10 protein-coding genes are annotated in these 15,491 nt (G+C 55.7%); 9 read left to right on the top strand and 1 reads right to left on the bottom strand.

Annotated features, from left to right (window positions below; genetic code table 11):
* Positions 1-23: 23 nt before the first annotated feature.
* The 6 genes from CIK95_RS04250 to CIK95_RS04265 all read left to right on the top strand — a co-directional run bounded on the left by CIK95_RS04250 (position 24) and on the right by CIK95_RS04265 (position 9,492).
* Entirely contained in the window at positions 24-1,562 is a 1,539-nt protein-coding gene (locus CIK95_RS04250; RefSeq protein ID WP_022310336.1) for a RagB/SusD family nutrient uptake outer membrane protein, read from the top strand.
* A gap of 31 nt (positions 1,563-1,593) precedes the next feature.
* Complete coding sequence (locus CIK95_RS04255) at positions 1,594-2,490, top strand: Calx-beta domain-containing protein (protein WP_094387936.1); 897 nt, start codon at positions 1,594-1,596, stop codon at positions 2,488-2,490.
* A gap of 206 nt (positions 2,491-2,696) precedes the next feature.
* Positions 2,697-4,835 carry a M6 family metalloprotease domain-containing protein gene (locus CIK95_RS04260; RefSeq protein ID WP_158215085.1) on the top strand — a complete coding sequence of 713 codons (2,139 nt, stop codon included), beginning with the start codon at positions 2,697-2,699 and terminating at the stop codon, positions 4,833-4,835.
* Positions 4,836-5,325: 490 nt separating this feature from the next.
* The gene (locus CIK95_RS12750; RefSeq protein ID WP_144007724.1) at positions 5,326-5,913 is read left to right on the top strand and encodes a hypothetical protein; all 588 of its coding nucleotides are present in this window, start codon (positions 5,326-5,328) and stop codon (positions 5,911-5,913) included.
* Positions 5,914-6,851: 938 nt separating this feature from the next.
* On the top strand, positions 6,852-7,301 hold the full coding sequence (locus CIK95_RS12755) for a hypothetical protein (RefSeq protein WP_144007725.1): 450 nt from the start codon (positions 6,852-6,854) through the stop codon (positions 7,299-7,301).
* 892 nt (positions 7,302-8,193) lie between these two features.
* On the top strand, positions 8,194-9,492 hold the full coding sequence (locus tag CIK95_RS04265) for an alpha-L-fucosidase (RefSeq protein WP_094466352.1): 1,299 nt from the start codon (positions 8,194-8,196) through the stop codon (positions 9,490-9,492).
* A 101-nt stretch (positions 9,493-9,593) separates the two neighbouring features.
* On the opposite strand, the gene CIK95_RS04270 is transcribed toward CIK95_RS04265, so the two are convergent.
* Positions 9,594-9,821, bottom strand: coding sequence for a hypothetical protein (locus CIK95_RS04270; RefSeq protein ID WP_022310635.1), 228 nt, complete (start codon positions 9,819-9,821; stop codon positions 9,594-9,596).
* 260 nt (positions 9,822-10,081) lie between these two features.
* On the opposite strand from CIK95_RS04270, the gene CIK95_RS04275 reads away from it, so the two are divergent.
* The 3 genes from CIK95_RS04275 to CIK95_RS04285 all read left to right on the top strand — a co-directional run bounded on the left by CIK95_RS04275 (position 10,082) and on the right by CIK95_RS04285 (position 15,436).
* Positions 10,082-11,566, top strand: a complete 1,485-nt coding sequence (locus CIK95_RS04275) for a glycoside hydrolase family 28 protein (RefSeq protein WP_094466354.1) — start codon at positions 10,082-10,084, stop codon at positions 11,564-11,566.
* Positions 11,567-11,639: 73 nt separating this feature from the next.
* Positions 11,640-13,148 carry a glycoside hydrolase family 28 protein gene (locus CIK95_RS04280; protein WP_094466355.1) on the top strand — a complete coding sequence of 503 codons (1,509 nt, stop codon included), beginning with the start codon at positions 11,640-11,642 and terminating at the stop codon, positions 13,146-13,148.
* Positions 13,145-15,436: a beta-glucosidase gene (locus tag CIK95_RS04285; RefSeq protein WP_094466356.1), complete on the top strand. Its 2,292-nt coding sequence runs from the start codon at positions 13,145-13,147 to the stop codon at positions 15,434-15,436. Before CIK95_RS04280 ends, CIK95_RS04285 begins: the two co-directional genes overlap by 4 nt.
* Positions 15,437-15,491 lie beyond the last annotated feature (55 nt).

Here is a 15,491-nt window from a genome sequence, read left to right on the forward strand (position 1 = left end):
TAACACGATAAATGGAAAAGAATATGAAAAAAATATATTTTTCACTGATGTTGCTTGCGACATTGTTCGTTACTTCATGTAGCATGGACCAGAAGCCCTTCGGAGCTCTCGACGACCAGTCCGCAATTCGCAACGAGAAGGACCTCTATCAGTTCCGTAACATCCTCTACAGCAATCTTCGCGGTCTTACTTCCGGCGGTTGGCTCTACCAGCCCGACCTGGTAGCCGACGAGTTTGTAGGCTTGTTGAGCAACGGTAACCGTAACGGTGAGCTCAACAGCGGTAACATCCTCGCTTCTACCGGCGAAATCGAGAGCATGTGGGGTAGCTGCTACAGCGTCATCAAGAACTGTAACAAGCTGATGGAAGAGGCCGACAAGCTGCTGGGTCAGGAGGGTCTTACCGATGCCCAGGTGCTTGCCATCAAACGCTATCGCGCAGAGGCTTCGTTTACCCGTGCCTATGCTTACTTCTTCCTGGCCGACCACTTCTGCCAGTCTTACACACAGACCAATCCCGAGGCAGAGCATTCTGGTCTGCCCCTGCAGACGGTCTACTATCCTACATCCAATGCGTCCTACTATCCCGACCGCAGCACATTGGCAGAGACCTTCAGTCTCATCGAGACCGACCTTGCCAATGCCTACGACGGCATCAAGGCCTACGAGGCCAGCGGTGCCAGTGATGTAGCCGACCTGCTCAAGCCCAACGCCGCTTACGTATCTTCGTTTGCCGTAGAGGCTATGATGGCTCGTGTGGCTCTCGTCAAGGGCGACTATCCCACAGCTCTTGCCAAGGCCAAGGACGTAATCACCAACGGTGCCTATACTCTTACCACCATTGCCGATTACAAGAAGCTCTGGACCAATGACGCCGGTACCGAGGTGATCTTCCGCCCCTTCATGTCAAATACTGAGCTTGGCGGTTCGGTAGGTGGTGCTTACATCTCTTCCGACAACCAGACTTGCGACTATATCCCCACCTACGCCACTCTGAATACCTTCGCTGTTGAAGGCGACGTGCGCTTCGACACATTCTTCGAGGTCAACGAGGGTGTAAAGGTCGAGGGTAGCACCTATGCTCTGTACCAGTTTGTCAAGTTCCCCGGCAACAGCTCACTGCGTACCGGTAGCGCTAACAACCTGGTCAACATGTGCAAGCCTTTCCGTCTCTCTGAGATGTACCTCATCGCTGCCGAGGCTGCTGCCCGCACCAATGTGGATGGCTCAAGCTATCTGAACACCTTCCTCAAGAACCGTATCGAGGACTATCAGGCCGCTTCGTTCACCTCTGAGCAGCTGCTCACCTCGGCTCTGCGTCAGCGTCAGCTTGAGTTTGTAGGCGAGGGCTTCCGTCTGAGCGACCTGCGTCGTCTGGGTCTCGGCTTCAGCCGTACTGCCGACTATCCTGCCGCTATGGGTATCAACGGTATCATTACCGTGAAGAGCGCAAGCGTTACCTATAAGGCTGGTGACTATCGTTACACATGGCCTATTCCTCAGAGCGAGCTCGACAGCAACCCCAAGCTGAAGACTCAGCAGAACCCCGGATACGCCGATTAATCAGTATAACTATTAAAGAATACATCACAGTATGAAATATATCAAATTGTTTATGCTCCTTGCAGTGACCGCTTTCTTTGCGGCCTGCTCGGACGATGATGCCAGCTGGAACACCAATGCCGACGTAACCGTCGAGATGGGCAAGACAGAAGTCAAGGTCAAGGAAGGTGCAGGTCTTTTCAATGTGCCTATCGTTGTCAAAGGTGAGACTACAGCTCCCGTGCGTGTACATGTGTCAATGAGAGAGTCGGGCAGCAACCCTGCCAAGAAGGACGTCAACTATATGGTTACTGATACCACCATCGTCATCTCTGACGGTGCCGGCAAGGTAGAAGTCAAGACCGTCGATGACGATGAAATCAATGAAAACCGTACCTTCGAAGTATATATCGTTTCTGCCGATGGCGCCAAGGTAGGCGCCAACTCTTCTACCAATGTTGTACTTCGTGACAACGACTCTGAGTTCTATGAGAAACTCCAGGGTGTATGGAAGATGAAGTGCGTCGACGCCAATGGTGCTGCCAAGGAGTGGTCGGTAACCGTGACCGGCGGCGATGAGGAAAGCGAGGACTACAACCACTATCTCTATGTCTCTGGCATGATGGGCTATGACTGGACAATGGCCGTGCTCAAGTATGACTACGACAAGGCTACCAAACAGGGCTCACTGGCATTCGACGAACTGGGTTCTTACAAGTTTGCCGACGGTGTAGACTTCGGTCTTGGCAATGCTCCTAACTACGTATGTCTCTTCTCTCAAGACGGTAGAAATCTTACTACCGAGCCTATCGGTGGTACCTGGAGTGCAGACTTCAAGACTGTCACCTTCGATGCCGACAAGGTCTTGTGTGGTGGTATCTTCGGTTCCAACGGTTCATTCACGGGTTATATATGGTTCTCTGCCAAGAGCATTACCATGGTACGCTAATCGATTAGCTGAAATCTGCGTGATGACTCATGCGGAAATGACAATAAAAAAGATTGCCGGCACAGCGCTGGCAATCTTTTTTTATGCCATGACCTCATTTTGTTGCCCGATGATAGCCGTTAGGTTGGAAAAAATAATTATTTTTGCATACGAGTTTGCTAATGAACACGTTATCGACAAAAATGTCAAATAAAATAATTCAAATCATGATGAAAAGATTCCTTACTGCACTGTTGCTGTTGGTAGCTACAGTAGCAGTCCATGCCGTCCCCGCCGACCCAAGCGTGTGGCGCATCTTCAAAACTGCCGATGGCAAGACTGTTCGCGTACAGCTGTGTGGCGACGAGTTTATGCGTTACTGGAAAGCCGAGAACGGCGCCTGTTACACCCTTGAGAGCAACGATGTGCTGCGTGTGGCAGACATGCAGCAGCTGCAGCTCAACGCCACCAACATGCGCAGCCAGATGGAGCCTGCCCGCAGTCAGGGCAAGCAGCGCAAGTCGTGGAGAGAGAAGGTGGCACAGCGTGTCAACTTCACCGGCGAGAAGCGTTGCCTCATTATCCTCGCCCAGTTCTCTGACGTCGCTTTCACGATGGACGACCCCCAGGCTTACTACAACCGCGTGGCCAATGAGAAAGGTCTCAAAGAAGGTAAGTTTGTAGGCAGCGTGGCAGACTACTTCAGCGCCCAGAGCGGTGGCGTGTTCAACATCACCTTCGACGTGGTAGGTCCCTATACCCTCGGCTCGCAGGTTTCTTATGGTGGCAATGTCAACGGCAACGACCAGAACGCCCGTGGTATGATACTTGATGCCTGCAACAAGGCTTATGCCGATGGCCTCGACTTCTCGCCCTATGACTGGGACGGCGACGGCTTTGTCGAGGAAGTCTATGTCATCTATGCCGGCCGTGGCGAGGCTACTGGTGGCGGTAAAAATACCGTATGGCCCCACAAGTGGCAGCTCGCTTCGCCCGTGAAGTATGGCAACAAGTATGTCAGCGTCTACGCCTGCTCCAACGAGTTGCGCAGTGCCAGCAGCTATATGGGCATCGGCACCATCTGCCACGAGTTCTCCCACTGCTTGGGTTATCCCGACATGTATGACACCCGCGGCAACTCTGGTACCAGCAACACCTGGTATGGCATGGGCACCTGGGACCTCATGTGCTCGGGCAGCTACAATGGCAACGAGTATTGTCCTGCCGGCTACACCGCTTACGAGAAGATGGTCGGCGGATGGATTAAGCCCGTTGACCTCTCTGAAACTCTTACCTGCAGCGTCAAGGACCTGAAGACCACTGCCAAGGGTGGCGAAGTCTACAAAGTGACCAACCCCGGCAGCAGCAATGAGTACTATCTCATCGAGAACCGTCAGCAGGAAGGTTGGGACAAGTATATCGCGGCTTCGGGCATTATGATCAATCATATCGACTATAATCCTACTCTCTGGCAGTGGAACTGCCCCAATACTCCTGATAGAGGCAACGACCACGAGCGCATCACCATCATCCCTGCTGACAATGTCAAGAGCGGTGAAACAGAGGCGGGCGACGCATGGCCCTATGGCGGACACAACAGTCTGGGCAATAACACCAGTCCGGCCTGTGTGGTGTATAACGACAACAACGGCAGGATGCTTATGAACATCCTCATCAGCAAGATGTCTTGCTCGGGCGGTCTGGCTTCGTTCAACTTTGCCAACCTCAACAACGGCGCTTCTCAGGAAGGCTATCTGCTCAAGGAGACCTTCGACCGCTGTCTCGGTACCGGTGCCAACGACGACAAGGGCTTCTACAAGCCCGACAACCTCCTGCAAGCAAAAAACTTTGCCAATGGTACTTTCGAACCCGATGTTACAGGATGGGAAGCTGGCATGACCCTCAAGGGCGCTTACCAGTGTGCGGTCATCGGCCGCAATGGCAACGCATCAGGCACCTATCATCTGACGAGTCCTTCATTCAATGTCGACGCCAACACGCCTGTCACCATCAAGTTCAAGGCTGCTCCCTTCGACAAGAACAACAGCAATACGCTCACCCTCTCTACCAGCAACGGTACGCTGTCGACCACTACTTTCAACCTGACCGAAGGCCAGTGGACCGACTGCAGCACCACGCTGAGAGCATCGGGCAAGACGCAGCTCACCTTCAACTCCTGCCGTCTCTTCCTCGATGAGGTTGAAATCCAGACCAGCGTAGAGTCGGGTATCGACAATGTCTACACCCCCTCTTCGCGTCCCGCCAAGGTGGGCATCTACACCCTCTCGGGTGTCTATCTCGGCACCGACGCCAGCTCGCTCCCCCACGGCGTCTACATCATCAACGGCCATAAGGTAGTGAAGTAAGGGTTACACCTTATTAATATATATAGGCATCGCCGACATCGTGTCCTCTGTGGACATGGTGTCGGCGATGTGGGTTGTAGTTGTAAGCCCTTTGGGAGAACTGGGGTGGGGTACGCTGCTGGTCCCTTTTGTTGTGGAGCTTGTCAGCAGCAGCAACTCTGTAGGAGTTACGCTTTCCCAGCCCAGTGTTGCGGGCGTAGTCCGCTACCCTGGGTAGCTGCACAACTATTATAGCTACTCTGAAGGAGTTGCGATTAGCCGAAGGCGTTATGCTCGGTTAATAATAATCGTCTACACCTTTTTTTCCATTATCCTGCTGGAGGTAACGCCTACGGCTAAACGCAACACTTTACCTTTCCGCGTCGCAAAGCGCCGCGCCGGTGACCTTCGGTTCAGCGTTGCTACCTTTTTTGTACCAATACCCAGGGTAGAGGCGCTTCGCACCTCAACCCTGGGCTGTGAAATCGCAACTCCTACAGAGTTGCCGGGGGTGCGTACCGTCTGCACCGTACTGCCTATATCATCGACCAAGGTAAAACAACTCCGCACCTCAACCCTGGGCTATGAAATCGCAACTTCATTACCTTTCCGCATCGCATTGCGCCGCGCCGGTGACCTTCGGTTTAGAGTTGCCGGTGATGTGTACCGTCTGCGCCGTACTGCCTATATCATTGACCAAGGTAAAACAACTCCGCACCTCAACCTTGGGCTATGTAATCGCAACTCCTACAGAGTTGCCGGGGGTGCGTACCGTCTGCGCCGTACTGCCTATATCATTGACCAAGGTAAAACAACTCCGCGCCTCAACCTTGGGCTATGTAATCGCAACTCCTACAGAGTTTCCGGGGGTGCGTACCGTCTGCGCCGTTCTGCCTATATCATTGACCAAGGTAAAACAACTCCGCGCCTCAACCTTGGGCTATGTAATCGCAACTCCTACAGAGTTTCCGGGGGTGCGTACCGTCTGCGCCGTTCTGCCTATATCATTGACCAAGGTAAAACAACTCCGCACCTCAACCTTGGGCTATGTAATCGCAACTCCATTACCTTTCCGCGTCGCATTGCGCCGCGCCGGTGACCTTCGGTTTAGAGTTGCCGGTGATGTGTACCGTCTGCGGCGTATTATCTATGCCGTTGTCAGGTGTCAAATCGCTATTTACCCTCATGGGAAGACTGGGGTGGGGTACGCTGCTGGTCCCTTTTGTTGTGGGGCTTGTCAGCAGCAGCAACTCTGTAGGAGTTGCGCTTTCCCAGCCCAGGGTTGCGGGCGTAGTCCGCTACCCTGGGTAGCTGCACAACTATTATAGCTACTCTGTAGGAGTTGCGATTAGCCGAAGGCGTTATGCTCAGTTAATAATAATCGTCTACACATTTTTTTCCATTATCCTGCTGGAGGTAACGCCTACGGCTAAACGCAACACTTACAGCGTTGCTACCTTTTTTGCACCAATACCCAGGGTAGAGGCGCTTCGCACCTCAACCCTGGGCTATGTAATCGCAACTCCTACAGAGTTGCCGGGGATGCGTACCGTCTGCGGCGTACTGCCTATGCCGTTGTCGGGTGTCAAATCGCTATTTACCCTCTTGGGAAGACTGGGGTGGGGTACGCTGCTGGTCTCTTTTGTTGTGGAGCTTGTCAGCAGCAGCAACTCTGTAGGAGTTGCGCTTTCCCAGCCCAGGGTTGCGGGCGTAGTCCGCTACCCTGGGTAGCTGCACAACTATTATAGCTACTCTGAAGGAGTTGCGATTAGCCGAAGGCGTTATGCTCGGTTAATAATAATTGTCTAAACCTTTTTTTCCATTATCCTGCTGGAGGTAACGCCTACGGCTAAACGCAACACTTTACCTTTCCGCGTCGCAAAGCGCCGCGCCGGTGACCTTCGGTTCAGCGTTGCTACCTTTTTTGTACCAATACCCAGGGTAGAGGCGCTTCGCACCTCAACCCTGGGCTATGTAATCGCAACTCCTACAGAGTTGCCGGGGGTGCGTACCGTCTGCGCCGTACTGCCTATATCATTGACCAAGGTAAAACAACTCCGCACCTCTACCTTGAGCTATGTAATCGCAACTCCATTACCTTTCCGCGTCGCATTGCGCCGTGCCGATGACCTTCGGTTCACAGTTGCCGGTGATGTGTACCGTCTGCGCCGTACTGCCTATATCATTGACCAAGGTAAAACAACTCCGCGCCTCAACCTTGGGCTATGTAATCGCAACTCCTACAGAGTTTCCGGGGGTGCGTACCGTCTGCGCCGTTCTGCCTATATCATTGACCAAGGTAAAACAACTCCGCGCCTCAACCTTGGGCTATGTAATCGCAACTCCTACAGAGTTTCCGGGGGTGCGTACCGTCTGCGCCGTTCTGCCTATATCATTGACCAAGGTAAAACAACTCCGCACCTCAACCTTGGGCTATGTAATCACAACTCCATTACCTTTCCGCGTCGCATTGCGCCGCGCCGGTGACCTTCGGTTTAGAGTTGCCGGTGATGTGTACCGTCTGCGCCGTATTATCTATGCCGTTGTCAGGTGTCAAATCGCTATTTACCCTCATGGGAAGACTGGGGTGGGGTACGCTGCTGGTCCCTTTTGTTGCGGGGCTTGTCAGCAGCAGCAACTCTGTAGGAGTTGCGCTTCCCCAGCTTAGGGTAGCGGGCGTAGTCCGCTACCCTGGGTAGCTGCACAACTATTATAGCTACTCTGAAGGAGTTGCGATTAGCCGAAGGCGTTATGCTCGGTTAATAATAATCGTCTACACCTTTTTTTTCCATTATCCTGCTGGAGGTAACGCCTACGGCTAAGCGCAACACTTACAGCGTTGCTACCTTTTTTGTACCCATACCCAGGGTAGAGGCGCTTCGCACCTCAACCCTGGGCTGTGAAATCGCAACTCCTACAGAGTTGCCGGGGGTGCGTACCGTCTGCGCCGTACTGCCTATATCATCGACCAAGGTAAAACAACTCCGCACCTCAACCTTGGGCTATGAAATCGCAACTCCTACAGAGTTGCCGGGGGTGCGTACCGTCTGCGCCGTACTGCCTATATCATTGACCAAGGTAAAACAACTCCGCACCTCAACCTTGGGCTATGTAATCGCAACTCCTACAGACTTGCCGGGGGTGCGTACCGTCTGCACCGTACTGCCTGTGCCGTTGTCGGGTGTCAAATCGCTATTTACCCTCTTGGGTAGGTTGGGGGTAAATTCATGCATTGGCCTCTGCTACTTCCATGGCTTGTCCTCGGTCTATGGCGGGGTTCTCAAAATCTTGGGGGATAGTCTGCTAAAAAGCGGACATTCGTTTGGCTCTTTCAGCCAAAATCCTTAACTTTGTGTGCGTTATAACAATCATCAATGTCATGAAGAAAATTTCAACACTACTCCTGCTGATGGTGGCATGCCTTACCGCCTCGGCTCAGTATCAGGCTTCGCCCGAAATCCTCAAGGCCCGTACCGAATTCCAGGACAATAAGTTTGGCATCTACATCCACTGGGGACTCTACTCCATGCTCGGCAACGGCGAGTGGGTGATGAGTAACCGCAACATTAATTATAAGGAATATACCCACCTGGCCGACGGCTTCTATCCCTCCAAGTTCGACGCCGAGGAATGGGTCAAGGCGTTCAAGGCCGCCGGTGCCCGCTACGTCACCTTTACCACCCGTCATCACGATGGCTTCTCGATGTTCAAGACATCGGCCAATAACTATAACATCGTCGATGGTACTCCCTTCCACCGCGATGTGCTCAAAGAGCTCGCTGATGCCTGTCAGAAGTATGGCATCAAGCTCCACCTCTACTATTCACACGTAGACTGGTCGCGCCCCGACTATCCTCAGGGATGGAGCGGTATGGGTATCGGCAAGCCCAAGGACCAGTACAACTATGACTCCTACCTCGCTTTCATGAAGCACCAGCTCACCGAGCTGCTCACCAACTATGGCCCCATCGGTGCCATCTGGTTTGACGGCTACTGGGACCAGAAGAACAACCCCAAGTTTGACTGGCGTCTCGACGAGCAGTACAGCCTTATCCACCGCCTGCAGCCCGGCTGTCTCGTGGCCAACAACCACCACAAGGCCCCCAAGCCCGGCGAAGACCTGCAAACCTTTGAGCAGGACCTGCCCGGTCAGAACACAGCCGGTTATTCCAAGGGAACGGTGATAGGACAGTTGCCTCTGGAGACTGTGATGACCATGAACAAGGTCTGGGGCTACGACATCACCGACAAGAAGTACAAGAGCTCTGAATATATCATCCAGCACATCATCAAGGCTGCCGGCAACAATGCCAACTATGTCATCAACATCGGTCCCCGCCCCGACGGCAAGCTGCCCGTAGAGGCTGTAGAGCGCCTCAAGGCTATTGGTGACTGGATGGGCCGCTATGGCGAGACCATCTACGGCACCCGCGGTGGCATCGTGCGTCCCCATGACTGGGGCGTTACCACCCAGAAGGGCAACACCCTCTATGTGCATATCATGAACTGCCAGGACCGTGCCCTCTTCCTCCCCCTCACCGAACGCCGTGTGGCCAGTGCGCGTATGTTTGACGGTCACCAGAAGGTGCGTGTCAGCAAGAACGCTGAGGGCGTGACCCTCGAGCTCCCCGCTGTGCCCAAGGGTGTGGACACCATCGTTGAGCTGACTCTCAAATAGTCTGCCGCCTCTCACCAAGAGAACCAACAAAGCCCGAAACCATCTGCAGGTTTCGGGCTTTGACATATCCTTGAGCTTGGGGATGGGGAGAGGGGGAGGACTCAGTTCAGAACAGTATCAAACATTTCATCTACCGAACTCCATTGGGTCACTCTTCCTTCTGCGGCATCTTCTCTGGCCATCTCCAATTCTGTCTTCTTGGGTTTGAGCACAGTGACTGCGCTGACGCCATCCAGCATCTTTATTGCATTCTTGAGTTTCCCCAGTAGCGAGGGGTCTGAAACAGACACCAGTAATTGCGGTTCGTCCAGCGAGGTGTAGTTACTCATAACAGTAGTTTTTTTATTGTTGTAAGGGGCATTGCCGTACTTGTCCTCGGGTTCTGGGCACATGTACTCTCTGTCATGCAAAGCTAACACTATTCTTCTAACCGCTCAAATCCTAATCGTTAAACTATCTAAACCCCAGGCGGTAATTATCAGTCCTTGCCTCGCCCTGCCCAGTAATTACTTGAATGATTGAAAAAATAACACGAATTAATGCTAAACTTTTTGTGTGTCACTCTGTTTTTTGCTATCTTTGCCTTATCATGAAGAAGACCGTATCATTCATCCTCATGGCGATGCTGTCGCTCAGCCTCAGCGCCGCCAAAGTGGTTACCTCGGCGTCGCTCAAGCTCGTTGCCGATGGCAAGACCCTTAACACCGAAGCTATCCAGAACGCCATCGACCGTCTGTCTAAGAAGGGCGGTGGCAAGTTGTCAATCAGTAAGGGCCTTTACCTCACCGGGGCCATCCAGCTGAAGAGTGGGGTAGAGCTCCACCTCGAGCGCGGTGCCGTGCTCTTGGGCAGCACCAATCCCGATGACTATTACCAGCTGCAGGTGATGGGCGACGGCGACGTGGTGCGCAAGGACAACTCCAAGTATGCCCTCGTGCTCGCCCAGGGTGCCCGCAATATCGCCCTCACCGGCGAGGGAGTCATCGACGGACAGGGTCAGGAGCTGGCGCTCACCATCGACTCGCTCGTGAAATGTGGCGTGAAGAGTGACCCCAACTACAGCAAGCGTCTGCGTCGTCCCAGTGAGATCATGCGTCCCAAGCTCTTCTTCTTCTCCGAGTGTGACGGAGTCGAAATCGCCGGCCTCCATCTGCGCAACAGCGCCTGCTGGGGTCTCTCCTTCGACCTCTGCTCCAATATGAATCTCCATCACCTCGATGTCTACAACCGTGCCTACTGGAACAACGACGGTATCGACATGACCGACTGCCGCGACTCGCGTATCACCAACTGCCGCATCAACGCAGCCGACGACGGTATCTGCCTGAAGAGCTACCACAAGCGCGGCGTAAGCCAGAACCTCGTCATCGACAGTTGCGAGATACGCAGCTCTGCCTCGGCTGTCAAGTTCGGCACTGCCACTTGGGGCAATTTCCGCGACATCACCATTACCAACATCCGCGTAATCGACACCTTCCGCTCGTGCATCGCCATCGAGAGCGTCGACGGTTCGCAGATCGAGAACATCGTAGTCGACGGTCTCAAGGCAACCAATACCGGCAACGCCATCTTCGTCAAGTTGGGCAACCGTGCCAAGAACGACCAGGGCTATATCCGCAACATCACCCTGCGCAATATGGATGTTGAGCTCGCCTTCGGCCGTCCCGACACCGACTATGATATCCGCGGCCCCGAGGTGAGCTACTTCCACAACCCCTTCCCCTCAAGTATCACCGGTTGGCCCGGTCATCCTGTAGAGAACGTGGTGCTCGAGAACATCAATATCAGCGCTCCCGGTCGTGCCGACAAGGGTATGGCCTATGTCAAGGCGCCCGAGGTTCCCGAAAACTACGACCGCTACCCTGAGTTCACCATGTTTGGCGAGCTCCCCGCCTGGGCTTTCTTCCTGCGCCACGTCGAGGGCATCACCCTGCGCAATGTCAACCTCACCCTGCGCGACCGCGACTTCCGTCCCGCCATCTGCCAGGTCAATGTCAACGGCTACAAGGACGAGGGAGTCAACATCACTCTGCCCGAGCCCAAGCACTGTGGCAAGTGCCATCGTCACGATTAATCTACATATACTTATATAGACATTAATAACAACCACAACTATCATCGGGCAGACGCTGCCCATAGCAAACATTATGAAATACCGTAACTATATCCTCGTGGCAGCCATGATGCTCGTTGCCACTGTGGCCGAAGCTGCCAAGACCGTGAGCTCTACGGCTCTCAAACTCGTAGCCGACGGTCAGACCGTCAACACTCCCGCCATCCAGCGCGCCATCGACGACCTGAGTCGTAAGGGCGGCGGCACCATCGTCTTCGAGCCCGGCAACTATGTCATCGGTACCCTCGAGCTGCGTTCCAATATCGAGCTCCACCTCAAGAGCGGCGCCACCCTCTTGGGCAGTACCAATCCCTATGACTACATCGATATCACCAAGGAGGGCGCCGACCGCAGCGACCCTAAGAAGTGGAACTATCTGAGCCTCGCGCTCATCGAGGCATACCAAGCCAAGAACATCAAGCTCACCGGCGAGGGTACCATCGACGCCCGCGGCTGCGAGCTGGCTCTCGCTATCGACAGCCTGCACAAGGCTGGCGTGCGCCCCGACCCCAACTACTTTGACCGACTCAACCGCCCACGTGAGGCCATGCGCCCCAACCTCTTCACCATCAATGCCTGTGACGGTATCGAGGTGAGCGGACTCCATCTGCGCAACGGCGCCTGCTGGGGACTCGTCTTCTTCCAGTGCAAGAACCTGCTCATCGAGCGCGTGGATGTGCTCAACCGCGCCTACTGGAACAACGACGGTATCGACATCGTAGACTGCCAGCACGTCATCATCCGCGACAGCCACGTCAATGCTGCCGACGACGGTATCTGCCTCAAGTCAGACAAGCTCGAGCTCGCCTGCGACGACATCCAGGTCTACAACTGCGCTGTGGAGAGCTCGGCGTCGGCCATCAAGTTCGGTACCAACTCTGCCGGTGGTTTCAAGAACATCACCATCCGTGACATCAAGGTCAGCGACACCTTCCGCTCTGCCATAGCCATCGAGGCTGTCGACGGCGGCGAAGTGCGCAACGTGCTCGTTGAGAATATCCACGCCCTCAATACCGGCAACCCCATCTTCATCCGCTTAGGCAAGCGCCAGGCCGACCGCCGCGACGGCATCGTCGATGGTGTGACCATCCGCAACATGGTGTGCGAAGTTCCCTTCGAGCGCCCCGATGTAGGCTATAAGTTGCGCGGCCCCATCACCAACACCATGCGCAACCCCATGCCTTCGAGCATCGTGGGCATCCCTGGCGTCAAGGTGCGCAATGTGCTCATCGACAATGTCACCATCATCTACCCCGGTGGAGCCGACAAGGGTCTGCGTTACCTCACCATGGGCGAGCTCAGCAAGATACCCGAGCAGATCAACCGTTATCCCGAGTTTGATATGTTTGGCGAGCTGCCCTGCTACGGTTTCTACGTGCGCCATGCCGATGGCGTCACCTTCCGCAATGTCAACCTCCTGCTCCGCAACGACGACTTCCGTCCTGCCTTCGTTCTCGACGACGCTTCGAATGTCAAGTTTGAGAACATCTCTTACCCCTTCGGCAAGAAGAACGGACAAATCTACGATAACTCCAAGCAATGAAACGTAAGCTCTTCACCCCTCTGAGCATGGGCGCCATGGCGCTCGCTCTCGTCATGGTGGCCTGCGGCAAGGCGCCGCAGCTCACCCGCGACAATGTCGATGACGTGCTCGCCCACATGACCCTCGACGAGAAAATCAACATCGTCGTGGGCGCCGGCAACGAGACCTTCACCGGCTATGGCAACACCAAGAAGCTCGTGCCCGGTGCTGCCGGAACCACCTCGCCCATCCCCCGCCTCGGCATCCCGCCCACCGCGCTCACCGACGGTCCTGCCGGACTCCGCATCGATACCATGCGCGAGGGCCAGAGCCGCCGCTACTACCACACCGGCTTCCCCATCGGCACCGCCCTTGCCTCGTCGTGGAACCAGCCCCTCATCTATGAGGTGGGAGAGGCCATCGGCAACGAGGCCCATGAATACGGGCTCGACCTCATCTTCGGCCCGGGCATGAACCTGCACCGCGACCCGCTCGGAGGCCGCAACTTCGAGTACTACTCCGAAGACCCGCTGCTCACCGGTAAGATGGCGGCAGCCTTTGTGCGCGGCATCCAGAGCCAGCATGTCGGCGCCACCCTCAAGCATTTTGCCGTGAACAACCAGGAGACCAACCGCAAGGACGTCGATGTGCGCATCGCCCAGCGACCCCTGCGCGAGCTCTACCTGAAGCCCTTCGAGATAGCCGTGCGTGAGAGCGATCCCTGGTCGGTGATGAGTGCGTACAATATGATCAACGGCCAGCAGTGTATGGAGAGTCGCGACCTGCTTACCACCATCCTCCGCGGCGACTTCGGCTTCCGCGGCTTCGTGGTGAGCGACTGGGCAGCCCCCGGATGGCGCGACTCCGGCCGCGAGATCTGGGCTGGCAACGACCTGCTTGCCCCCGGCACCGCCCAGCAGCGTCAGGAGATCAAGGCCGCCGTCAAGGCCGGTACCCTCTCTGTGGCTGCCCTCGACAGCTGTGCCCGCCGTATGCTCCAGTTTGTAGCCCGCACCGAGCGCATCACCCCCCGCACCTATAGCGAGAACCCCGACCTCAAAGCCCACGCCATCAAGTCGCGCGAGGCTGCCGAGGAAGGCATCGTGCTGCTCGAGAACCATAACCAGACCCTGCCCCTCGCCAAGGAGACCCGGCGCGTGGGCATGTTTGGCGTCTCCTCTTACAACTTCATCTCCGTCGGCACCGGCTCGGGCAATGTCAAGACCCCCCACACCGTCAATCTCCTTGAGGGATTTGCCAATGTGGGCGTCGAGACCAATGCCGACGTGGCACAGACCTACCAGCGCATCATCCGCGATACCATCGCAGCCCGCGCCTACGACCCGCTGGGCTACGCCGCCATCCCCGAGCTCACCATCGACTCGGCTGTGATAGCCCGCAGCGCCCAGACCGATGATGTCGCCATCATCACCATCGGCCGCAGCTGTGGTGAGGGAGCCGACCGCCTGCATGCGACAGAATATCTGCTCTCCGACGTCGAACATCGGCTGATAGCCCAGGTGAGCCGAGCCTTCCACGCCGCCCGGAAGCGCGTGATAGTGGTGCTCAATGTGTCGGGCGTGGTCGAGGTGGCATCCTGGCGCTCGCTTGCCGACGCAGTGGTGCTCTCGTGGTTGCCCGGACAGGAAGCCGGCGACGCCGTATGCCGCGTGCTCACCGGCAAGGTGTGTCCCTCGGGCCGCCTGACCATGACTTTCCCTCTGCGCTACGAAGACTGCAGCACCCACGACAACTTCCCCTACGACTACCACGGCCCCAAAGCTATCGGTAACTACCCCAAGATACCGCGTACACCGGCCATTAAGAACGTACACTACGTAGACTATGTTGAGGGTATGTACGTGGGATACCGCTACTTCGACACCTTCAACCGCCCTGTGGCCTATCCCTTTGGCTTCGGACTCAGCTACACCACCTTCGCCTACAGCGACGCCGTCTGCCGCGCCCAGGCCGATGGCAACTTCGCCCTCAGCGTCAAGGTCACCAACACTGGAACCTGCGCCGGCAAGGAGGTGGTACAGGTTTATGCCCCCGTGCGCTCGCTGCGCCATCAGCTCGTCGCCTTTGGCAAGACCCGCACGCTCCAGCCCGGCGAGAGCGAGACCCTCAGTCTCACCATCACCCAGCGCGACCTCGCCTGCTTCGACGAGGCGCAGAACGCATGGGTACTCGATGCCGGCGACTATACCCTCGAGATTGGCGCCAATGCCCGCGATGCCCGGCTGAAAGCCCACATCCAGGTGTCGGCACCCCTCGTCGTCGAGCGGGTCAACGGCGTGCTCCGCTAAGCGGTCTGCCCCATACAAAGAGAGCGGGGAGACGTGCCTGTCTATGGCATGCCTC

The sequence above is a fragment of the Prevotella sp. P5-108 genome, from assembly GCF_002251385.1.
In the GTDB taxonomy this organism is placed as follows: Bacteria; Bacteroidota; Bacteroidia; order Bacteroidales; family Bacteroidaceae; genus Prevotella.